This window comes from Clostridium sediminicola (genome assembly GCF_050402865.1).
GTDB lineage: Bacteria > Bacillota > Clostridia > Clostridiales > Clostridiaceae > Clostridium_AF > Clostridium_AF sediminicola.
Genome location: NZ_BAABMF010000015.1, coordinates 70,207 through 94,820, shown reverse-complemented (window position 1 = coordinate 94,820; position 24,614 = coordinate 70,207). Strand labels below are relative to the sequence as shown.

Below are 24,614 nucleotides of genomic sequence, written 5' to 3'. Positions count from 1 at the left end.
AATATTGGTTGTAGCTCATTGCAATACTGCAATCATCTATGTTAATTACTTTTTAGTTTATCACTTAGTGTGTAATGAAGCTTTCATTATTTGGACTTTATGTGTACAATTATTGTTTTTTACAGTAGTCTTCTATTATTTAGACTTCTGTTCTCACACGATTAATATATTTAGATAAATTAGGCTTTAATTGAATTACAAGTAGTGCAGCCATTATTAATCCTCCACCAACAAATAATCTATAGGTAATTACTTCATTTAAACATAGAATTGCAGCAATGGTGCTTGAAACAGGATTCAAAGAATTTATTAGGCTCATTTTAGTGGGTGTTGAATATTTGAATCCTAAACTGGTTACATAAAAAGTAAAACCAATAAGTATACCACCTAATAATAGTGGCCAACAAATTGTTAAACTTATACCACTTGAAAAATCATCATTCATAAAAGCAAGCACTAAAGCCAAAATTCCTGAAATAAACATTTGAATAGTTGTAAAAACAACCGGATTGCACTCATTCTTCTTCATAGCAAAAGATGAAAAAGTCATATGTAAAGCAACCATCACTGCAGCTAATATAGTTAATATATCACCGATATTTATATTACCAAACCCATTCTCCAAAGTTAAAAATACCAAACCACACATAGCAATAACAACACCAATTATGGTATGTTTATCTATTTTTTGTTTGTACACAAAATAGTATAAGAATGGCACAAACACAATAGATGTTTGATATAGAAATGCGTTTTTGCTTGGAGTTGTGTATACAAGCCCTAAAGTACCTAAGTAAAATGATAAGAAAAAAATGATACTTGCAAAAATGGCTAATATAAAATATTTTTTATTTATAGAGAATATTTTATCTCGTAAATATATCGATAGAATAAGTCCACCAATCAAAAACTGTGTAGCTACGATTGCATATGCACCAAAACCATTATTTATACTCAATTTATTAAATACAACTCGAAACCCTCCAACAATAGCCATAATAATTAAAAAGTTTTCTACACTTTTTTGTTTACTATTCCCCATAATAATTTCTCCTTCTGCTAAATGTATAATTGTAAAAAAGATTTAGGCTTTATGATTATTGTCTATTTTACCCCATCTTTTTTTCAAATTAAAAGCTGCGCTTTTAGGTTGTCTAGTTCGTGTAAATACACCTTTTTTATTTCCGTCAACCCTCATAGGTCCTTCTGTAGTTTGGAAATCCGCAAAATTCCAAACATGCTCCCCTATTACATTTTCGTATGAATCAAACATTTTATGATATGCTTCTAAAAAATTAATTTGATATTCTTCAGAGAACGTTACACTAGGCAATTTATGAATACCGCTCATTGTATCTGCACCATACTCAAAGAAGATAATTGGTTTACCAGGTGTTGAAAATTCATCTAAATCTTTTTTAAAAATCTCCATAGCATCAACAAATTCTTCACCAGGTTTAACATACCACCCCCAATATCTGTTTAATCCAATTACATCTACATATTGATGTAATTTGCATTCTTCAAATTTAATTTCCATATAGTGTGTATATGTTAATGGTCTATTCTGAACATCTAAAGCTCTTGCATGAGAATATACTTCTTCAAAATATTTCTCACATGCTGAGTCTTTACTGTCCGGTTCATTAGTCAAGCACCACATTACAACACAAGGATGGTTTTTATCACGCTTTATCAGTCTTTCAACTTCTAATTTATGGTACTGAAGTGTTTCAGTTTGAACTATTTCTTCCGAAAATACAGGTTTATGTTCAACTTTAACTACAGCTTGGAATCCTACAGCAGCAACTTCATCAACAACAACAATACCTTTCCTATCAGCTAATTGATAAAATTCTTCCGCGTATGGATAATGAGATGTTCTTACACTATTTGCATTTATCCAATCTAACAATTCAAAGTCACGCAAAGCAACTACTGGATCAAAACCACGACCATGGTATTCGGAATCTTCATGTTTACCAAATCCCTTAAAGTAAAATGGATCGCCATTAATTAAGAAACGATTACCTTTTACTTTAACTGTACGAATACCAACTTCAATATAATATTCATCAACCACTTTTTCACCCTTCACAATTTTAGCTCGAAAATTATAAAGGTATGCATTACCTGGTTGCCACAATTTTGCATCATTAATAGTTATTTCACCATTATTACCTTCAGCTTCTGCTACTAACTTTTTATCTTCATCATACACTTCAATGTTAACTTCATTATCCCCTGATGTTTTAACATCATACTTAATAATTCCCTCTTTACCATTAATATCTGTAACTACAGTAATATCTTCAATTCTTTCCTTTGGTGTTACAACTAACTTAACTGCTCTATGCAACCCAGCATAGTTAAAAAAATCAAAGTGAGGTAATACAACTTTTCTACCATCAGCTAAAGTGCTAGTTCTTCCTAGTGGCAAAGTAGTAAAATCTAAAAGATTGTTAACTGCTACCACTAAAGTATTTTCTTCTCCATACTTAACTACATCATTAAGCTTTACAGCAAAGGGCATAAAACCACCTTTATGTGTCCCCATTTCTTCACCATTAACCCATACTTCTGCTTTATGTGTAGCACTTCCAAAACGAATTTCTAAGTTCTTATTTTCCAATTCTTTTGGTATAAAAAATGTTCTTTCATACCAAACATCACCTGCATGATTTCTAATTTTCTTTTCAGTAAAAATATCATTAAAACTAGATGGTACAGCCATTAATACTGAATCTACCAACCCATTTGTCCAACCTTTTTGTCTTCCATTATGATCTGTATCAATCTTAAACTTCCAATATCCACTTAAATCAACAACATATCTTTGTGATGTTTCTCGCGGATATAACATTGAATCATATAAATTCATCATAGACACTCCTTCTTTTAATCATATTATCAAAGTAAATAAGGAGGCATATATGCCACCTTATTCATTTTGTTTCTCATCCTTCACATAACATCACTATATTATCCCATTTATTTGAAGTCTGTAGCTAAAACTATTCACATTAAACCTTCACTTATTTCCAATAAATTCAAGAAAGAAACTAATATGACCATAACTATTTCTTGTAAGGTTTTTAAGAAAGTATTTTCTCTAAACCCTACAGAATATATAATAAAAGTGAATCACTTAGTTCAAACTACTAAATGATTTTGATATTGTTTAAACATATAATCGTATTATCATAAATTAATCTTATAATTTGAATAACTATAAAGGGCTGCCTTAGACAGCCCTTTATAATTACATTAAAATTTATAAATCTTAAGCCTCAGCAGCTGCTGCTTCTTTAATAACGCTTGATGCCTTCTTATCTGCAATTCCCTTATTAACTTTTTCCATCATAGGACCATCAAGAGAATAGAATTTCATTGCTATAATTGAAGCTAAATGTCCTAGTATTGGAAGACCAAAAACACAGAATAATATACCAATATAGAACTTTGAACTAACTGCAGTATTTGGTTGGATTACACTATTTCCATAACCTGCCCATGCAATAACCATTCCAATTATAAATGTAGCTAAAGATGAGATCATCTTATCAACGAAAGAAAATAATGTTCCCATCATTCCAGGTATAAATCTTCCACTTCTATAAGTTTCATAATCAGCACAGTCTGCTATCATAGGTATAACAATACCAGTAGATAAATTCATTATACCGTATTGTACTGCCCATATGACTAGAAGTATTATAGTACCTGTAGAAGTTTTAGAAAGTATTGGTACCAAAGCAACAATTGCAATTAACATTATCAAACTTATCCAACTTGCTCCTACAAAAGCCTTTTTTATTCCTGTTTTTCTTGAATAGTTTACACCAACAATTGTTATGAAAATAACTGGTATAATACATCCAAGTGAATATTTTCCCTGTAAAGCAGTATTTAATAAAATATTAGAGAAGAAATATATCTGTGCACCTCTTATAGCTGTACTTGCAAGTTTATCCGTTGACGCAGCAACAACAAGCAATTTTATAGGTCTATTATTCTTTATAATATCCACATAGTCCTTAAACTTAACTTTTACCGCATTTTCACCTAGTCCAAAGAATTCTGTTCTATCTTTTTCCCATAAACCTATTATTGCTAAAACAGTACATATAAACGATGCTGACATGAAAAGTAATGAAGCATTTTTCCAAAGTAAAGGATCAATCATATTTTGGGGATATTTAGGTGCCATAACAGTTGCTAAAAAATACGTACCGCCACTATATACAATAGCAGTATAAACAGCATCAAACATTGTAAACAAAGGACGTTGTTTAGGATCATTTGTCAAAGCTGCCTGCGCACCTTTTGTTACTGTACATTGTAGTGTATAGCCTAGAATAAATAATCCATACATTACAGATGTAAACAAATATTTTTGATTCATTGCCCAATGATCTGGAGTTCTAAATATTGCAAGTACGGTTGTAACTATTATTATATTACCTACTAACATAAAAGGTCTAAACTTTCCAAACTTCCCATCTGTTTTATCCATAAAAAATCCTATTAATGGATCTGTTACTGCATCAAATAAACGCATAGCCATTGCAATTGTACCTACAATTGCTGCTCCAAGACCGAGAATGTTTTGACTGTAGAACGCGTAATACAGCATCATAAAAAAGGCAAAATTAGTTGCAGCATTATTTAGAGCAAAAAATCCCACCTGCCATGTTTTTGCACTATTGTAATTATTTTCTCGTTTTTCTTGAACACTCTTTCTTTGTTTGTTACTCATGATTATTCCTCCTAAAATATTAAATTTAAAGTATAATACCATGTGCACTTATAAATTTAGAATTACATCTACCCTCCCTTTATGTTTTTTCCAAGTTACCATTTCCGCCCTCTATTTACTATTTCAAGAAGTAGACAAGTTATAAACATAATTAATTATTATATAAATAAAGGATAGAAAGCATAACCGTTTACATAAAATTAATTGCTTTGTGTTGACTTAACTCTTTATGATAATAGGTTATCACTTTTAACCGAATTCTTCTTTCAATATTTTGGTTTAATGTATACAATTATTGTTTTATTCAAAATTTTCTGTTATTATATCGTTGTCTTTTAGTTATAGATTAAATATAATCAATATCCGTTTACATAAAATCAATTGTTTTGTGTTAACTCAACTCTTTATGATAGCATCTTATCATTTTGTATCGAATTGTTCTTTCATTATTTCAGTTTAATGTATACAATTATTGTTTTATTCATTTTTTTTTGTTATTATAATATTGTAAGCTGAAAAGAGGTGTTGAAAATTTTGATAGAAAAAAGCAATATAGACATGGAAGATATTTCTAAAATCTGTTGGCTTATACAAAAAATAACAGACTTAGATGTTGAATTTATTGATGAAACCCAAGAGCCAAAACTACAATTAATCAACACCAAATTCCCAATAATATTGGAGCATTCAAAGATTCAGCATTACTTATCTATACATGAGCATTTAAGCGATAAGTCACCTAAGTATTTTTACTATTATACAAATACATTTCACCTAAGCTATATCTCTGTTGGTATTTGGCATGATAGCATATATAAAGGAGCAATTATCGTTGGTCCTTTTCTTTCTACAATTCCTAACGATAAATTTATAAACAATATCATTCATAAAAATCAATTACCAATACACATTCGATTAAAATTGCAAGAATTCTTAAAAAGTTTAACTAATATTGATCCTGATGATTATAAGAATATTGGAAATTTGATTATAAATCTATGCGCAAACAAATTCATTGATGGACAAGCAATTTTTTCAGATGATATTAGAACTAACATAAATATACAAAGAAATTTAAAGGAGGAGAAAGATTCAGATAATATTATAGAAATGAGATACAAGATAGAAAAAGAACTCCTACATGCTATTGAAAAAGGTTCAACGGAAGATGCAATTAAAATTTGGGGTAGATATGAATTTAATGGAACATATAGAGTCCCTAATAATCCATTAAGAGCTTTCAAAAATCTAGCTTATACTTCTAATAGTACGTTTAGAATAGCAGCAGAACGAGGAGGGCTTCATCCTGTTTATATTCATAGTATTTCAGATAAGTTTGCTATTCAAATAGAAAAGACTACAAACCTCTCTGAATTGCATAATCTTCAATTAACTATGGTCACTGAGTATTGTGATGCAGTAAAAACATTATCGTCAAAGGGCTATAGTCCTCTTGTTCAAAAAGCTATTAACAATATAAATTTTTATTTTAGTAATCCCATTTGTTTAAAGTCTGTAGCTGAAAATATTCACGTTAATCCATCTCACCTTTCTAAAAAATTTAAAAAAGAAACTAATATGACCATAACAGAGTTCATTAACGAAAGAAGGATAGATGAAGCAAAATTTTTGATTGGACAAGGCAATAATTTAATAACAGACATAGCAATTTTAGTAGGTTTCAATAACCATAATTATTTTTGTAGGGTTTTTAAAAAAGTAACTTCTCTAACTCCTTCGGAATATATAATGAAAATAACTACTAAATAAGAAAGCTGCCTCATAATGAGTCAGCTTCTTTGTATTTCTTTAATATTTATAAATCTTAAGCATCAGTAGCTGCTGTTTCTACAATAGCTCCTGCTGCCTTTTTATTATTAATTGTTTTCTTTACTTTTTCCATCATAGGAGCATCAAGATAGTAGAATTTCATTGCTATAAGTGAAGCTAAATGTCCTAGTATTGGAAGACCAAAAATACAGAAAAGTATACCAATATAGAACTTTGAATTAACTGCAGTATTTGGTTGGATTACACTATTTCCATAACCTGCCCACGCAATAACCATTCCAAGTATAAATGTGGATAAAGATGAAATCATCTTATCAACAAAAGAAAATAGTGTTCCCATCATTCCAGGTATAAATCTTCCACTTCTAGATGTTTCATAATCAGCACAGTCTGCTATCATAGGTATAACAATATTAGTTGATATACCCATTACACCTGCTTGTACTGCCATTAAGCATAGAAGTATTATAATACCTGTACTAGACTTAGTAAGCATTGGTGTTACAACAAGAGTTAAAATTAACATTAACATGCTTCCCCAAGTTGCTCCTACAAAAGCTTTTTTTATCCCTGCTTTTCTTGAAAAGTTTACACCGATTATTGTTATAAGCATAACTGGAATAACGCTTGTGAGAGAAAATTTTCCCTGTAATGCCGTATTTAATAAAATATTAGAGAAGAAGTATAACTGTGCACCTCTTATAGCCGTGCTTGCAAGTTTATCCGTTGAAGCAGCAACAACAAGCATTTGTATAGGTCTATTATTTTTAAGAATATCCGCATAATCCCTAAACTTAACTTGTACTGCATTTTCACCTAGTCCAAAGAATTCTGTTCTATCTTTTTCCCATATTCCTGTTATTGCTAAAATAGTAAAAATAGCTGATAATATCATGAAAAGTAATGAAACATGCTTCCAAAGTAAAGGATCAATCATATTTTTAGGATATTTAGGTGCCATGACAGTTGTTACTAAAAATGTACCTCCACTGAATAAAATAGTATTATAAATAGCATCAAACATTGTAAACATAGGACGTTGTTTTGGATTATTTGTTAAAGCAGCTTGTGCACCCTTTGTTACCGTACATTGTAGTGTATATCCTATAATATATATAGCATACATTACAGTTGTGAACATATATTTTTGATTTGTTGCCCAATGAGCTGGAGTTCTAAATATTAAAAGTACAGTTATAAATAATATTACATTACCTACTAACATAAAAGGTCTGAATTTTCCAAACTTCCCATTTGTTCTATCTATAATAAATCCTATTAATGGATCCGTTACTGCATCAAACATACGCATACTCATTGCTATCGTACCTATAAGCGCTGCTCCAAGACCAAGAATGTTTTGAGTAAAGAACGCATAATAAAACATACAAAACATGGCAATATTAGTTGCAGTGTTATTTAAAGCAAAAAATCCTATCTGCCATGTTTTGGCACTATTATAATTTGTTTCTTGATTTGCTTGTACACCATTTTTTTCTTTGTTAATCATAATTTTTCCCCCTTTAATTAATTTTTTATATTTCAAGACTTTAAGTCTTAGAAATTTCAACTGTTAACGTTTCCATTCAACCTAAAAGTTTAATATTATCTACAAAATAGTTACCATATCTCTAAAACCAGGTGCAGGCATTAGGCCTGCACTAAGTCCATTGCAATTTAAAATAATTCACTATATCCCATTTTCTTAAGATTATCCATACTAATTTGTAGTGATTCAAAAACATCTCTACCATATGTCATATCCTGCTCAATTGGCATAAATTTTACATCTGACTCTTCACAAGCTTTAATTATTCCTTCAAAATCAAGAGAACCTTCTCCTATTTCAGCAAATTGAACCATTTTAAATAAATCTTCATAGCCAGTTAATTTTTCAGGAGTAACAATTCTATAGTCTTTTAAATGTACAAGTTCAACTCTCCCTTTTAATTTTCTGATCCAATCAATTGGATTTTGTCCCCCTGCTTGTAACCAATGTACATCCAATTCAAAACCAACATATTCTGGATCACTATTCTCTACCAAAATATCCATTGCCAATTTACCACCTACTCTTTCAAATTCAAAATGGTGGTTATGATAAAATAATTTCATACCATGTTCGTTTAATCTTTTACCATATTCATTCAATTCCTTAGCAAATTCAATATATTTTTCTTCTTTGCCCATATAATGAACTGGAAGCATACCTATCCTCAAGTATTTACAATCCAATGTTTTTGCATCCTCAACAATTTTATCGAAATCATCTTTAAGCGTATCAAATTTTATTTGAGGCATAAAATTTTCAGTAACTGCACTTAAAGCACAAATATCCATACCTAATTCATCGATAGCTCTTTTCATTTCTGTGATGTTCTCTTCAGACATTTCTACTTGAGATATTTCTACAGCATTATACCCCATATCTTTTAATTTTTTTAAAGTATTGTAGATCCCGTCTTCTTTAATTTTTTCTTTTAACATCATCATTATTACTGCTACTTGTGGCTTGCTCATTATTTGATTCCTCCCTATTTTTATTAATTTACTAATTTTTATGAAGTGATTGTTTCTTCTTTTTCTCTTCTCTCTTCATCAATTCTTTTTTGTAATTCTTCAAAGAATAAGTCTTCATCAAGTGGCAATTCAACTTCTTTACCTAACCAGCTTGATAAGTGCATTGCATTCGTAATTGTTAATGCGTTTATACCTTCTTCACCATTAGCTGCTAATGGTGTTCCATTTTCAATGGATGCTACAAATGCTTCTATTACCTCTGCGTGTTGTCTTCCCCATGCAGATTCAACTTCAATCACTTCTTCTTCCATAACATCTTTTAATCCTTGACCTGTAAATATAGCTTTAACATCTTCAAATGTAAGTTTTTCATTTAATTTATTTTCAGATTCTTTTAATGTTTTTAAGATGATTTTTTTGCTATTTTCAACAATAACTTTACCTTTATCACCAAAGATTTCAAATCTATCTGTTCCCATAATGTCATGTGTACATGTAATAAATACACCTGTCGCTCCATTTTCATATTCTACAACAGCTGTTACATCATCATCTACAACAATATCACGATGTGAACCATAGCTAATTTTAGCATTCACTTTTTTAGGCATACCACATAACCATTGCCATAAGTCAATTTGATGAGGTGCTTGATTAATTAGGACACCGCCGCCTTCACCTTCCCATGTTGCTCTCCAACTACTCATATCATAATAAGCTTGTGGACGCCACCATGTAGTAATCATCCAGTTTGTTCTTCTAAGTTCACCTATTACACCACTATCCATGATTTCTTTTAATTTTTGATATAATGGATTCATTCTTTGGTTAAACATCATACCGAATTTTACATTAGGTTTTGATGCTGCTACTTCATTCATTTCTTTTACTTGTTTCGTATATACACCTGCTGGTTTATCAACAATTACGTGAATATCTCTATTCATGGCTTCAATAGCCATTTCTGGATGTAAATAATGAGGTACTACAACCATTACCACATCTATTTCTCCACTGTCTAACATCTCTATGTAATCTTCATAAATTTTTATATCTTCACCTAAGTTTTCTTTAGCCCACTCTCTTCTCTCTTCTCTGATATCACATATACCTGTTAGTTCAGCGCCTTTTACTTTCCCAACATCCATTCCCATGAATTTTCCATTTTTCATAACACTTGCATACATAGAGCCTTGTTGTCCTATACCAATAATCCCAATTCTTACACTCATTCTTTAGTCCTCCATTCATTTTTGTTACTTTTAACTTACTTTCTTTATATTTTTTAATACTGATAACAGTGAATTATACTGTAATTCATATGCTTCTTTACCAGTAAGACCTCTATCAACTTTGATAATTTCGTTTACATCTTCAAGCTCTAAATCTTTTAAAGATTCAAATACTGCTAGATGTGGTTCTAATGTTAAAAATCCTTCATATCCATTTTTAAAGATATCATTTAAAACCACCTCAATATTACCATCACCAGTTCCACATGGTACATTTTGATTTTCACCTTTTTCGGCATCTTTTATATGAATATATACAATGTGATCTTTAAGAAGTTTATATGCTTCTACTGTATCCACATGAACTTGTACAAAATTAGCAAAATCGAAGATTGCCTTGAAGTATGGAGAATTTACTTCATCTAAAATTGTTTTACAGTGTTTATCAGTATCTCCAAAAATATCTTTTTCGTTTTCATGCAGTAAGATAACATTGTGTTTTTCAGCAATCTTTGCAAAATTACTTATTTTTTCAACCACTTCATCTTTATAAAAATCAACAGCTTGTTCTTTTGGCATATAGAAACTAAACATTCTGATATATTTACAATCTAATACATTACAAAATCGGACTATATTTTCTAATTGATTTAACTGTTTTTTATATCCTTCTTCATCATCAATAAATACTTTTCCTATAGGAGAACCTATTGAAGAAACTTTTATTCCGTATTCATCTAATTTTGGTTTTATATAATCAGTAACTTCTTCCATTGTATAATCTGCAATGTTCTTCCCATTCAATCCTCTAATTGAAATGTATTTCATTCCCAATTCTTTAACTACTTTTAATTGTTCCTCGAAGCTATCAGAAATTTCATCTGAAAAACCTGATATTGAAATATTTTGCATATATTTTAACCTTCCTCTACTCTTATTTCTTCGATAAGCTTTAACACTTTTATACCTTCATTAAAAGAAACATAATTATCTGTATCATTCAAAACAGCATTATAAAAGTTTTGGATTAACTTTCCATGGCTTATACCAAAATAATTTTTAACACTCTTTGTAACTTGTTCTTTAGCAAGCAATTCAAAAGACTTCTCCTTTTGTAAATACAAAGCATTATTTATAAGCCGAAGGGCCCCTTCTTCAAATAATACTTCTATTTCAACCGGTCTATTATCAACATAGCAGTTAGTAGCATAGAATAAACCTATTGCTCCGTTACTATACTTTAAAATTGCCTCTGCTGTATCTTCAACTTCTATATAGTCTCTTAATAATCTTGTATTATGGGAACCTTCAACCCACTCTATTTCTCCTCCAAGCCACTGCATTAAGTCTAATGTGTGTATGGCTTGGTTTATTAAAACACCTCCACCTTCCGTTGCGTACTTACCTCTCCAATCACTTTCCGTATAATAACCAGCAGGTCTATACCAATTCACAAATGCTCTGATACCTTTTACTTCACCTAATGTCTTTTCATCAACATATTTTTTCAGAATAATAGATGTAGGGTTTAATCTATTTTGAAGAACAACACCTAACTTTGTGCTACTCTTTTCCAACACTTTTTCTACCTGAGATGCTTCTTTCATATTCATAACAACGGGTTTTTCACATAATACATTGACACCTTTTTCTAATGCATATATAATCATTTCCTTATGCAGATAATGAGGAGTACATATGTGTACAACATCAAGATTTTCTTCATCTATCATTGTTTTATAATCTTGGTATCCTTTACACTGATGCTTCTCTTCAAGTTCTTTAAGTTTATTAGTATCAATATCACTAACGCATACTAACTTAGTATTTTTATTGTTTATAATAATAGGAATATGAACTAAAGAAATTACACCGCAGCCAATAACACCTGTCCGTAACATAGAATTGCTTCACCTCCTTCTCAATTTGATTTTACCTTCTGGCCACTTAGACGGTAAATATACTATTCTTTACCTTGAATTTCATCTATGTTAGTTATTTCAATCTAATGCCCAAAATATAAGAATCTTAATATACCATTTTTTTTATATACATTTTTTCATATACCAAAGTTTTTAAAGCATTTATAGGAAATTAATACCAAAATTATATATTTTTCAAAATAGCAACAATTGTGCTAATTAAGTCAAAATAATAAGAGCAATATTTAATAATAATGTATATACTTATTATGTTGCTATGATAATCTGTTATTATTTCAAAGAAATATATCTTACTACAAAGAAGTAATATTATAATTTTTTAGGAGTGATATTCATGTTATTTGATAAAATAAAAAATAATAATTTGATCAAATGGTTTCTATCTTATTTATTAATATCTTTTGTATGTGCTTTTATATTAGGATTATTCTGTATGAAAATCGTAAACGTATTCCGTTACGAAGAGAATAGTAAGTTTATTGGAGAATTAAAAACTTCTATAACTTTATATGATAATAATATTGTAGATGGATTTAATGCTAGCAAAGATGGGGCATTTATAGTTATTGATGGACTTGGAAATTTACTTTATACAAGTAACTCTAGTTACAATCACATTTTTGACTCACTATCTAAACCATATTATAAAGAGGCTATTATTACTGAAGAAGTTGATGAAACTAAATATTGTCTTACTAATATTACGACTAATAATAATACATACTTACTTATAAAAAAGTATAAAGACATTCACTTAACTACTAACTACATAAAAGTTCTTTCTATATCAGCATTACTATCTTCTCTGATAATAAGCATTTATTTATCTTATCTATATTCAAGAAAGAATTTAGGATCTTTAAAAAAGCTTTTAGCCACAATAGATAAAGATAATGATTACTCAAAAAAAGAATTTGCATCCTATAAAAACTTTTTACTTTCAAATCTTATAGAAAATAATGAATTTAATCAATCTTTGATGACACTAAAAAATAAGTTTAATATCAATTTAGACAAACCATATTACCAAATTGCAATATTTCATATTAATGAATCAGAAAAAATTACCGAAAAAGATTTACAAAAGCTAGTTATAGAGAATGTTATCAATGAAATGTTTGGCAATACCTATGATGTGCATCTAACCACTTACAAAAATAATATTGTATCTATCATTAATTTCGATAGCTATGATGTAAATATTGAAAAGCTGCATATCAATAAAATTTTAGATAAAGCTATATACTTTTTTCATCATAGGATGAAGCTGAAAGTTACTATTACATTAAGTACTGCTATAAATGATATTAATAATCTCTGCAAAGGATATTCAGAAGCAGAAATAGCTTCAAAGTATATAACAGTTTTAGGAAAGAATAAAGTTATACCTTTTGAAGAATTATCTATAGAAAATGAAAAAAAGGGGCAATGTCGTAGATTATTAGTAGAATGTAATAAATTCAAAAACGCACTAAATAATAAAAATTACACTTTAGCAAAATCTATATTGCTATCTACCTTTGATATTCTAACTCTATCAATAGATGTACCATTTAAAATTGAAAATGAAATAACTGTGGTTAGTTTTATGCTTTATGATGCTATAGTTTACCAAACTAATCCTTGCACTAAAAATCTTAATATATTAGAAGATAAATTCTCAAATCTATCACCAAAACCTGAACTTGAAGAAATAAAAGACTGTTATATACAAATTCTAGATGTGCTACAAGCAGCTTACGAAAAGAAGAAAAATAATCACAAAGAAATAACAAATGAAATTTTAAATTATATACATAAAAATTATATGAAGCATGACTTATGTGTAAACAAAATAGCAGAACATTTTGATATGTCCTCTTCACAAATCAGTAATATATTCAAAAAAGATACTGGCAATACTATTCTAAAATATATACATTCTTATCGAATTATGGACGCAAAAAAACTCCTTAAAAATAACCATAAAGTTAATGAAATCGCAAGTACTTTAGGTTATTTAAATACTATGACATTTATAAGAGTATTTAAGAAATATGAAAATGTAACACCAGGAAGGTATGTAGAATCTTTAAGTAATAATTACTAATTCCAACACAATAAAATGGAAGCTGTTCTATCAACAGCTTCCTTTTTGGTTATTATGATTTTTTAATTTTAGTTAATTCTTTATTTAGAGTATATAACATTTTTTCACTAAATTGTTCTGGTGCCAATTCAGCCATGTTATCAACTACAAATGCTTGTGCCATTCCAAACATAGGATGCTCATCAAAGTCTCCCAGATACTTTTTAAGCACTGCTTTAACTTCTTCTTTTTCATAAAGTTCTCCAAAGGTACAACGTGTTGAATATACATCATCTGTAATTTCAAGTTCTTCAACTTCAACATTATCTAAGTCTGGCATCTCAAACCAGTTAGATACTACACCCCCTTCTTCTTCAGGAGCTTTATAGCTTTCATTTGGCTCAGCTACTTTATTAAATCTAGCTACATCTATAAAGTTATTACCATCTTGGTTAGCAATTACTTTAATCTCATTAATTCCATCTTTTAAAGCAACCTTTTCAAAAATAATGATTCTATCATCGCCTGCTTTTGTAGCCATCTCAGTTCCGTTTACGTAAAGTGTTAATTCAGAACAGTTAGTATATACTTTAACCTTTATTTCATCATCTGCTCTATCTACAAAACGCTTGCTTGTAATATGCACAAACTTTTCATCTGCCCAATGTGCTTTATACATATAAAAAGCGTCTTTTTTAATTTTTCTATCGTAAGTAACCAATCCTTTATTATTTCTTCCTTTAACGCCACCTTCATCTCTGATATTTGCACCGAAATCAAACATGTTCCAAACATATGTTGACCAAAGGTAAGGGCGTTCCTTAAAGATCTTCCACACTGTTTCATGATATAAAGCATGATATTCTTCTGTATAATCTTTTACTTTTGGATCATTACTATGATATTGTAAGATACCTTCTGCACCGTATTCAGATATACCTAATTTTACATTAGGATTAGTCTTATGGAATCCATCAAGCCATCCTGCAAAATCTTCAGCTTTACCATTATACCAACCATAATATTTATTATATCCAACGATGTCTGTCATATAATTATATTCATCTTCATCTGGCACGAACATAACATTTGCCATAGTAGATAATCTAGTAGGGTCTTCTTTTTTAGTTAACTCATTTAATTCTTTAACAAGTTTTCTAAGTTCTGGTCTTTCTCCACTAATTTGTATTTCATTTTGAATACCCCAAAACATAATTGATGGATGGTTATAGTTTTGTCTGATTAACTCAGTCATTTGTTGTTTAGCATTAATACCTTCTAATTCTGTTTTTGACATAACAGATATAAATGGTATTTCAGCCCATAGAACCATACCTTCTTTATCACATAAATCATAGAAATATTGGTTATGTTGATAGTGAGCTAATCTAATAGAAGTTGCCCCTACCTCTTTAATTATTTCTATATCTTCTTCTTGTTCTTTTTCCATAATTGCCCAACCCATATCTTTTCTATCTTGATGTCTTGAAACACCATTTAACGGAAGATGCTCGCCATTTAAGAAGAATCCTTTATCAGCATCAACTTCAAAATATCTTACACCGAAAGGAATTGATAGCTCATCCACAGTATCGTTAAAACTCACCATAGACACTTTTGCTTCATACATGTAAGGATTTTTTCTACCATTCCACAATGTTGGGTTTTCTATAACAACTGGCATCTCTACTTCTTTAGTTTCTCCTGCAGCTATCACCTCTTCTTTTGCTGCATAAGCTACATTATTACCTTCTGCATCTAAAATATCTGCCCAAAGTCTTACTTTCTTATCTTCTTCATTATCATTAACTAACTTTGATTTAATTGATAATGCAGCTTTCTCTTCCCTCACATCTTCTTGAACTATATAGATACCTTTTGAACCATAATCCATTAAATCAAAGTGAACATTATTAGCAATAACAATATTTACATCACGATAGATTCCTCCGTAAAATGTGAAATCTGCCATTTGAGGATATACATCGTCAACAACTGTATTGTCTACCTTTACTGCCAGTATATTCTTAGCTCCAAATTCAATAACATCACTTATATCAAATCTAAATGTAGAATATCCACCTTTATGTTGTCCCATATATTGGCCATTTACATATACATCAGTAATACTGTTAGATCCATTGAACTCAATAAATACTTTATTTCCTTGTGCTGTAGTTTCTATTACAAACTCTTTTCTATACCAACAAGCACCTTTATAAAAGTCAAATCCATTCGCTCCGTCAATAGCATTCCAAGTGTGAGGTACATTAACCTCCTCCCAACTTGAATCGTTAAATACTTTTTCCATTGCGTTAGCTTCATCTTGTTTTATGAATTTCCATGTACTATTAATATTAATAATTTTTCTCATTACTTTTCCCTCCGCGTTTTACCTAGTTTTAAAAGTTTAGGCTTATTTATATGTTTATTTATTATTTAAGTCATATAATCAACTAAGTTAAGTATATTATTTATTTTGTATTAATGCTCATACAATTTTGATTGAGTTTAGTACATATATTGCATATAAAACGATTACTTGTTATTATAATGGTAATGATAGTATAAGAAGGTGATATTATGATAGAAAAAATGAAATTTAATTTTAATGATTTGCTTAAAACATGTAATACATTAAGTGCTGTTACTAAAATGGATGTTAGGTTAATTGATAAGGATGGAAATCCAATTTTACAGTTGGTTAATCATAATCTTCCAGCAGTACTACAGAATTTGGAGAATGATTATCAAAATATTAATGATATCCTAAGAAATAATACAATTACTAGCTACTATTACTATATAAATTCCTATCGCCTTGAATATATTGCTTCTGGCATCTGGGAAAATAGATCCTTTCACGGTTTTATTTTAATTGGGCCCTTTATTTCGGTTATACCATCTAGAGATTTTATCACTGATATTATATCTAATAATAAACTACCAATTAGCGAGCGAAAACAGCTCCAAGAATTTTATCAATCATTACCCGTTATAAGTGGTAATGATTCTAATGATATTGGTGATTTGTTAGTTAATCTCTGCGGGCATTCCCATATTGATTCTGAACTAATAACCTCTGATATAATTAATCCAATAATTAATAAGGAGGAAATAAAGACTACTATAGCTGAAAGTAAAAATATTATAGAGTATAGATATAAATATGAAAAAAATCTGATGAACGCTATTTCAAAAGGAGATAACGATGAAGTAAATCGTATTCTTAAAGAAACTAATACTTTTTTTAATTTTAATGATAGAATCCCTGAAAGTCCTATTAGATCTCTAAAAAATTTATCATTAACATCAAACTCATTATTTAGAGTTGCAGCTGAAAGAGGTGGTGTTCATCCAATTTATCTTCATAACATATCAGAAAAATTTGCAATTATGATTGAAAGGGCTCCAAATCTACCTTATTTAAAAAAATTGCAAACTATAATGATAAATGAATATTGTGATGTTGTGAGAATGTTTTCTACAAGTAATTACAGTTCTATTGTTAAAAAGGCTGTGGATTATATAAATCTTAATATCCAAACCAACTTGAGCCTTAAAAGTATAGCTGAGGAGATACATGTGAATCCCTCCCATCTTTCACGGCAATTTAAAAAGGACACAAATCTGACTGTAATAGATTATATTAATCAAAAAAGAGTAGACGAAGCAAAATTATATCTAGAAAGAGGTAATATCTCTCTTACTGAAATTGCGTTAATGATTGGATTCAGTAATCTGAATTATTTTAGTAGAGTTTTTAAGAAAATCACATCAATAACCCCTTCTCAATATATTAAAAAAATAAGGCAGACAGATTTGTAACTTATAGAGATTCTACTGTGAATTCAACATTTACTTAGAAGATAATTTTTAAATAAACTTGATTTTTAGATTTAAGTAGTATACTATTATTATAGTTCAAAAATATTTAGATATCTAAATATTTAATTTTAATTAGAATATTTATTTTAGGTGATTAAATGAAATTAAATACAACTGAACTGCCAGGGTATTATATTTTTAGAATAGCACATAATTTAAGATTATTACACGATGAAGAATTAAATTCATGGGAACTCACATCTTCTCAGTGGAAAGTTTTAAAATGCTTATGGAATAAAGATGGGATTACTCAAAAAGAAATTTCAAATAGTATGAATATAAAACCTTCTTCATTAACAAAGCTAATTGATATATTAGAAAAAAAAGATATGGTTATTAGAAAATATGATTCATCCGATGCAAGAGCTAAGTTAATATTCTTAACTGAAAAAGGAATAAGTCTTGAACAAAAATCTTGTGAAATAATAAAATCGTTAGAGAGCACGCTTATAAAAGGATTAGATGATACAGAGGCCAATGAATTTTTAAGGTTATTAAAAATAGCTAATAAAAACGTTACTTTAGATTAAAGAATTTCCTACTAGGGAATTTTTTTATCTTTATTTATTTAGCTATCTAAATAAATGATTCGCGTATTTCATAAAGATAATGAGTAACCAAATATAAAATTATACGTAGAATTTAAACTAATAGTCTAAAGGGGATATTTATGAAAAATATTTATGAGTTGAAAAATGAAAAAATACCAAAATTATTATTAAAATATTTCGTTCCAGCAATTGTTGGAGTTTTAGTTAATGCTTTGTACAATATAGTTGATAGAATTTTTATAGGAAATGCTGTTGGACCCTATGCTCTTGCAGCACTCAGTGTAGCTTTTCCGATAATGATAATTACATCAGGATTTGGTATGCTATTTGGTATGGGTGGCGGAGTTTTAATTTCCATTAATCTAGGTAAAGAAAATAAGGAAAAGGCAGAGAAAGTTCTTGGAAATACATTTATATTATTGATTATTGCTTCTATATTTATTAGTCTTATAGCATTTATTATTAAAACACCCATGCTCATGTCTTTTGGTTCAAGTGAGAATACTATAGCCTATGCACAGCAGTATCTTTCTATTATTTTATTTGGAACAGTTATGCAAAATATAGGTTTTGGGATGAATAACTGCATAAGATCTTCAGGAGATGCCGTTATTGCAATGGTCACTATGTTAATTGGAGCCATTTCAAATATTATTTTGGATGCTATATTTGTATTAGGTTTAAACATGGGAACAAAAGGCGCCGCTCTAGCTACAGTAATTGCTATGACTATTAACTCAATTTGGGTAATAATGCATTTCTTATCAAGTAGAAGCGTATTGAAATTGAAATTTCAAAATATGAAATTGGACTTAAGAATCATAAAAGAGATAATAGCTATCGGTATGGCTCCATTTGCGATGCAGGTAGCAGGCTCCGTTGTAAATGTTCTATTTAACAAACAATTGATTAATTACGGAGGGGATATGGCCGTTAGTGCCATGGGCATAATGACTAGTGTAGCTACGTTGATTATCATGTCAATTATTGCAATAAATCAAGCATCACAACCAATAATAGGTTATAATTATGGAGCTAAAAGTTATATAAGAGTTAAACAAACTTTAAATCTTGCCATTTTAAGTGCAGTGATAATTTCATCAGTTGCTTTAATTATCATAGAGTTGTTTCCTGAAAATATTATAAAATTGTTTAATAGTGAAAGTAGTGAGTTAATTTCAATTGGTTCTACTGGATTAAGAATATATTTGATTATGTTACCAATAATAGGATATCAAATTGTTGGTTCAAATTATTTTCAGGCTATAGGAAAAGCAAAAATATCTATGCTATTATCATTATTGAGACAGGTGATTTTATTAATCCCTCTTATATTAATAGTCCCACAATTCTGGGGTTTGACAGGGGTTTGGATAGTAGGACCTATAGCAGATTTCATTTCTTTTCTAATAACCTATATTTTATTAAATAGAGCAATAAAAAAATTGAGTACAAAAATCGAAGAAGATAATTACGAGGAAAGTATTACAAAGAAAGTACAAACTTTAAGCCCTACTGAAATATAGTAGGCCCTTACCAGATATTGAAATCTTTTAAACAATGACTTATTAAAGCAAAAACAGTAAGAACGAAACATATTTAAGTTTCGTCCTTACTGTTTTTATAATATCTATTTAAGTTTATACAAGATACTCTTCAATAGTAGCTCTAACAGCACCTGGTGCTTTTATCATCTTAACAAATATGTTTTCAATCTTATCACCTAAACCTATCTCATACAGATTGATACCAAAAATTTCTTCATTAGATAGAATATCATTAAGGTCTACAGTAGTATCCCCCATATTTATTTTATCCATTGTTTCTTTAAGGGTATCTAGCATAGGATCAGGACTTAAAGTTATTTCCTTACCATCATCATTTATTCCCATCAAATATCTACACCAACTAGCTATTGCAAGTGGAATACCCACAAGACTAGCAGGGTTAAGACTATTATCCTTAATATAAGATTTTATTGTTTGCCCAAATCTTATTCCTACCTTTTGAGAAGTATCTGTAGCTATTCTCTGAGGTGTATCTGGTATATAAGGATTAGCAAATCTCTCATTTACAACCTCGTCTATAAACTTCTTAGGACTTAAAATCTTAGGGTCTATTACCACTGGTAATCCTTCGTCATATCCTATCTTCTCTACTAGTTTTTTAAGAGTATCATCCTTCATCTCATCAGCTATTAGTTTATGTCCTAATAGACAACCAGTTACTGCTAAAGCAGTATGAAGGGGATTTAGACAAGTTGTTACCTTCATAGTTTCAACATTATTAACCGTTTCTCTATCTGTAAATAAAATTCCAGACTCTTCGAGTGTAGGTCTACCATTTGGAAATTTATCTTCTATTACTAAATACTCACATACTTCTGCATTTACAAAAGGAGCCATATAAGTGTTTTTAGAAGTTATCACTACATCAATATCCTCAACACCATCATTTTCTAAAACTTCCTTTACCGCATCTGCAGGTCTTGGAGTTATTTTATCTATCATAGATAGTGGGAATGTTATATTTTTCTCGTCAGTGATATAATCAACGAACCCCTCTTCTACAAAACCTCTTTTTTGCCATTCCTTAGCAATAGTAATAACTGCTTCTTTAACCTTATCACCATTGTGAGAACAGTTATCCATACTTACAAGAGCCATTGGATATGCACCTTTAAGATATCTCTTATATACAAGAGCAGTAACAACACTCATAGCATGAGTAGGTTTACTAGGACCATTTTCAAGATCAGCTTTTACAAATGATAAAAACTCCCCTGAGAAATCCTTAAGGGCATAACCCTTTTCAGTAATTGTAAAACTAGCCATTTGTAAACTTGGATTTTCAAAAGCTTTTACAAGGCTTTCATAGTCTCCATTGTCTATTTTAGTAGTTATACCTTCTACTATACTTGCAACAACAGTCTTATCAAAGCTACCATCACTATTCATAAGAACAACTAATGCTAAATTATCACAAGGTTCATATACCTTTTCAATAACTTCATAGTCAAAGGTTTCAACAGCTATTATACCTGTATCTGCCATGCCTTTATCAAGAAGATTTTGATGTGCCTTTGCTACAAAACCTCTAAATATATTTCCAGCTCCAAAGTGAACCCAAGTAGGATTTTCTTCAGTACTCGCTTTTACTTTTTCATAATCAAACTTTGGAAGAGCTATATTAGCTTTTTCCCATACTCCAGTATTTTTTAGTTCGTTTAAGTTTAGTCTCATTATTTGTTTTTCTCCTTTTCAAGAGTATCCCATATTCCTAGAAGATACATTACTCCTAAGGCTCTGTCATATAGACCATATCCTGGTCTACACTCCTTTTCTTCTCCCCATAGATGTCTTCCATGATCAGGTCTAGCATATCCTTCAAATCCTATTTCATGATAAGCTTTAACAACTTCCACTATATCCACACTTCCATCACAAGCTCTATGGGAAGTTTCTATAAAGTCTCCATTTTCAAAAACTTTAACATTTCTAATATGTGCAAAATGAATTCTATCTCCGAATTCTCTTATTATTGCTGGTATGTCATTATCCTGATTAGGACCAAGAGAACCAGTACATAAAGTAAGTCCATTATACGGGCTATCCACAAGGTCTAAGAACTTTTTAATATGGTCTCTACTTCTTATAATTCTTGGAAGTCCAAAAATAGGCCATGGTGGATCATCCGGGTGTATTGCCATTTTAACATCCTCTTCCGCGCATACTGGTATAATTCTCTCAAGGAAATACTTTAAATTCTCCAAAAGTATGTCTTCAGTTATACCACTGTAATCCTCAAATAATTTTTCAAGATGGGCAAGTCTTTCTGGTTCCCACCCAGGCATTGTCTTGTCTCCAGCCCCTTCTAATATCCTATCTACAACAGACTGTGGAGAAACTCCTTCGACTAAATTCTTTTCATAGAAAAGAGCATTAGAACCATCTTCTGTTTCTTTATAAAGGTCAGTTCTAGTCCAATCGAATACAGGCATAAAGTTATAACATATTACTTTAACTCCTACTTTAGCTAGCTTTCTTATTGTATCTATATATATATCAATATATTTATCTCTTGAAGGTAATCCCATCTTTATGTCATCGTGAACATTTACACTTTCTACAACTGCAGGACTAAGACCCTTTGCCGCTAACTGATCTGCTACCTCCTGGATTCTTTCCATTTCCCATTCTTCACCGGCAACCTTGTCATGAAGAGACCATACTGCTCCCATAACGCCTGGTATCTGTCTTATATGATCTAGGGTTATATCATCATTTCCTTCCCCATACCATCGCCAAGTCATTTTCATTTTTATCATCTCCTTACCAATCTATTTTTTATTAAAGTTCTACGCCAAAGTATTCTTTTGCATTATTGAAGCAAATACCTTTTATTATTCTTTCTAATGTAGGGTTATCGTCAGGGAATTCTCCATTCTCTACCCATTCCCCAATCATATTACATAAAATTCTTCTGAAATACTCATGTCTTGTATAAGAAAGAAAGCTTCTTGAATCCGTTAGCATACCTAAAAATCTTCCTAAAACCCCAACATTTGCAAGGGACTTCATTTGACTTTCCATACCATCTTTATTATCATTAAACCACCATGCAGTTCCAAATTGAATTTTGCCAGGAATTCCATCGCCTTGGAAATTACCTGCCATTGTACCCAAAACATAATTGTCTTTAGGATTTAATGCATATAATATAGTTTTTGGAAGACAATTGCATACATCTAATGAATTAAGTAGCTTAGATAAATTTTCTGCAATAGCATAATCATTATTAGAGTCAAAACCAGCATCTCCACCTAAAGCATTAAACATTTTAGTATTGTTATTTCTCATAGCTCCTAAATGTAGTTGCATCGTCCATCCTAATTTTGAATAGATTTTTCCAAGTTCATTCATTGTATAAGTCTTATATTTTTCTTCTTCTAATACATCAATATATTCATTGTTTAAAGCTTTACTAAATATTTCCTTAATTTCACTTAAGGTTCCTTCTTTATGGAAAACATATCCTAATGAGTGATCTGATAGTCTACATCCTCTTTCATGAAAATATTTAGCTCTCTCTTCTAGTTCATGAAGTAATTCATCATAAGACTTTATATCTCTACCACAAGTCTCAGATAATTTTAATACCCAATCCTTAAACATAGGATTATTTATTTCTAAAGCTTTATCCGGTCTAAAAGTTGGTAAAACTTTTGTTTCAAAATCATTAAGGGTAGCAATTTTCTCATGATATTCAAGGGTATCCGTAGGATCATCTGTAGTGCAAATACCTATTACTTTTGATCTTTTGATAATACCTCTAGCACTGAAATCTTCTTTTGCTAAAACCTCATTGGCCTTCTCCCATATAGCCTTAGCATTTTCTTCGCAAAGTATATCCTGAATATTGAAATATCTTTGTAATTCTAAATGAGTCCAACTATATAAAGGATTTCCTATCAGGTATGGCATAGTCTTAGCCCAGGCTTCAAACTTTTCGAAATCAGTTCTGTTACCCGTTATATAATCCTCCGTAATGCCATTGCTTCTCATAGCTCTCCATTTATAATGATCACCATATAGCCAAGCTTCAGTTATATTACTAAACTTTTTATCTTCCCATATATCTTTAGGATCTAAGTGGCAATGATAATCAAATATCGGCATATCCTCAGCGTATTTTTTGAATAATTCAATTGCTTTATTACTATTCAACAAGAAATTTTCATTCATAAATTTATTCATTTCAATATCACCTCTTATAAAAATGGTAACATAAAAAACTTTGATATATTTGTTTAAAACATTGCAAATATTGCTGTATAATATATACATGATAAATTTTATTTAT

General features: G+C 30.0%; 17 protein-coding genes. 5 read left to right on the top strand and 12 right to left on the bottom strand.

The features are described from left to right. Positions 1 to 139 precede the first annotated feature (139 nt). The 3 genes from ACQ3F0_RS19875 to ACQ3F0_RS19865 form a co-directional block, all read right to left on the bottom strand. Entirely contained in the window at positions 140 to 1,042 is a 903-nt protein-coding gene (locus ACQ3F0_RS19875) for a DMT family transporter (RefSeq protein WP_428867439.1), read from the bottom strand. A 42-nt stretch (positions 1,043 to 1,084) separates the two neighbouring features. Then, on the bottom strand, positions 1,085 to 2,881 hold the full coding sequence (uidA, locus tag ACQ3F0_RS19870; RefSeq protein ID WP_428867438.1) for a beta-glucuronidase: 1,797 nt from the start codon (positions 2,879 to 2,881) through the stop codon (positions 1,085 to 1,087). Positions 2,882 to 3,283: 402 nt separating this feature from the next. After that, entirely contained in the window at positions 3,284 to 4,759 is a 1,476-nt protein-coding gene (locus ACQ3F0_RS19865) for an MFS transporter (protein ID WP_428867436.1), read from the bottom strand. A gap of 534 nt (positions 4,760 to 5,293) precedes the next feature. On the opposite strand from ACQ3F0_RS19865, the gene ACQ3F0_RS19860 reads away from it, so the two are divergent. Then, positions 5,294 to 6,529 (top strand): AraC family transcriptional regulator, encoded by a 1,236-nt coding sequence (locus ACQ3F0_RS19860; RefSeq protein WP_428867434.1) that lies wholly within the window; start codon positions 5,294 to 5,296, stop codon positions 6,527 to 6,529. Between the two features lie 55 nt (positions 6,530 to 6,584). Here ACQ3F0_RS19860 and ACQ3F0_RS19855 read toward each other — a convergent pair whose 3' ends face one another. The 5 genes from ACQ3F0_RS19855 to ACQ3F0_RS19835 all read right to left on the bottom strand — a co-directional run bounded on the left by ACQ3F0_RS19855 (position 6,585) and on the right by ACQ3F0_RS19835 (position 12,203). Then, positions 6,585 to 8,060 (bottom strand): MFS transporter, encoded by a 1,476-nt coding sequence (locus ACQ3F0_RS19855; protein ID WP_428867433.1) that lies wholly within the window; start codon positions 8,058 to 8,060, stop codon positions 6,585 to 6,587. A 167-nt stretch (positions 8,061 to 8,227) separates the two neighbouring features. Continuing rightward, the gene (locus tag ACQ3F0_RS19850) at positions 8,228 to 9,070 is read right to left on the bottom strand and encodes a sugar phosphate isomerase/epimerase family protein (protein WP_428867432.1); all 843 of its coding nucleotides are present in this window, start codon (positions 9,068 to 9,070) and stop codon (positions 8,228 to 8,230) included. 38 nt (positions 9,071 to 9,108) lie between these two features. After that, positions 9,109 to 10,302, bottom strand: coding sequence for a Gfo/Idh/MocA family protein (locus tag ACQ3F0_RS19845; protein ID WP_428867431.1), 1,194 nt, complete (start codon positions 10,300 to 10,302; stop codon positions 9,109 to 9,111). A 30-nt stretch (positions 10,303 to 10,332) separates the two neighbouring features. After that, a complete protein-coding gene (locus ACQ3F0_RS19840) occupies positions 10,333 to 11,214 on the bottom strand; it encodes a sugar phosphate isomerase/epimerase family protein (RefSeq protein WP_428867430.1) in 882 nt (293 codons plus the stop codon). Positions 11,215 to 11,219: 5 nt separating this feature from the next. Continuing rightward, entirely contained in the window at positions 11,220 to 12,203 is a 984-nt protein-coding gene (locus ACQ3F0_RS19835; protein WP_428867428.1) for a Gfo/Idh/MocA family protein, read from the bottom strand. Between the two features lie 376 nt (positions 12,204 to 12,579). On the opposite strand from ACQ3F0_RS19835, the gene ACQ3F0_RS19830 reads away from it, so the two are divergent. Beyond that, positions 12,580 to 14,334 (top strand): helix-turn-helix transcriptional regulator, encoded by a 1,755-nt coding sequence (locus tag ACQ3F0_RS19830; RefSeq protein ID WP_428867426.1) that lies wholly within the window; start codon positions 12,580 to 12,582, stop codon positions 14,332 to 14,334. 52 nt (positions 14,335 to 14,386) lie between these two features. Here ACQ3F0_RS19830 and ACQ3F0_RS19825 read toward each other — a convergent pair whose 3' ends face one another. After that, positions 14,387 to 16,687, bottom strand: coding sequence for a glycoside hydrolase family 2 protein (locus ACQ3F0_RS19825; RefSeq protein WP_428867425.1), 2,301 nt, complete (start codon positions 16,685 to 16,687; stop codon positions 14,387 to 14,389). A gap of 209 nt (positions 16,688 to 16,896) precedes the next feature. Between ACQ3F0_RS19825 and ACQ3F0_RS19820 the strand changes: the two genes are divergently transcribed. The 3 genes from ACQ3F0_RS19820 to ACQ3F0_RS19810 all read left to right on the top strand — a co-directional run bounded on the left by ACQ3F0_RS19820 (position 16,897) and on the right by ACQ3F0_RS19810 (position 20,278). Further along, positions 16,897 to 18,141, top strand: coding sequence for an AraC family transcriptional regulator (locus tag ACQ3F0_RS19820; protein ID WP_428867424.1), 1,245 nt, complete (start codon positions 16,897 to 16,899; stop codon positions 18,139 to 18,141). Between the two features lie 158 nt (positions 18,142 to 18,299). Beyond that, positions 18,300 to 18,731, top strand: coding sequence for a MarR family winged helix-turn-helix transcriptional regulator (locus ACQ3F0_RS19815; protein ID WP_428867423.1), 432 nt, complete (start codon positions 18,300 to 18,302; stop codon positions 18,729 to 18,731). A 140-nt stretch (positions 18,732 to 18,871) separates the two neighbouring features. Further along, on the top strand, positions 18,872 to 20,278 hold the full coding sequence (locus tag ACQ3F0_RS19810) for an MATE family efflux transporter (protein WP_428867421.1): 1,407 nt from the start codon (positions 18,872 to 18,874) through the stop codon (positions 20,276 to 20,278). A gap of 114 nt (positions 20,279 to 20,392) precedes the next feature. On the opposite strand, the gene ACQ3F0_RS19805 is transcribed toward ACQ3F0_RS19810, so the two are convergent. The 3 genes from ACQ3F0_RS19805 to uxaC are packed head-to-tail and all read right to left on the bottom strand — an operon-like array spanning position 20,393 to position 24,508. Continuing rightward, on the bottom strand, positions 20,393 to 21,994 hold the full coding sequence (locus tag ACQ3F0_RS19805) for a mannitol dehydrogenase family protein (RefSeq protein ID WP_428867419.1): 1,602 nt from the start codon (positions 21,992 to 21,994) through the stop codon (positions 20,393 to 20,395). Continuing rightward, positions 21,994 to 23,070 carry a mannonate dehydratase gene (gene uxuA / locus ACQ3F0_RS19800; RefSeq protein ID WP_428867418.1) on the bottom strand — a complete coding sequence of 359 codons (1,077 nt, stop codon included), beginning with the start codon at positions 23,068 to 23,070 and terminating at the stop codon, positions 21,994 to 21,996. The genes ACQ3F0_RS19805 and uxuA overlap by 1 nt, the downstream gene beginning before the upstream one ends. A 31-nt stretch (positions 23,071 to 23,101) precedes the next feature. Beyond that, positions 23,102 to 24,508, bottom strand: a complete 1,407-nt coding sequence (gene uxaC / locus ACQ3F0_RS19795) for a glucuronate isomerase (RefSeq protein WP_428867416.1) — start codon at positions 24,506 to 24,508, stop codon at positions 23,102 to 23,104. Between the last annotated feature and the right edge of the window lie 106 nt (positions 24,509 to 24,614).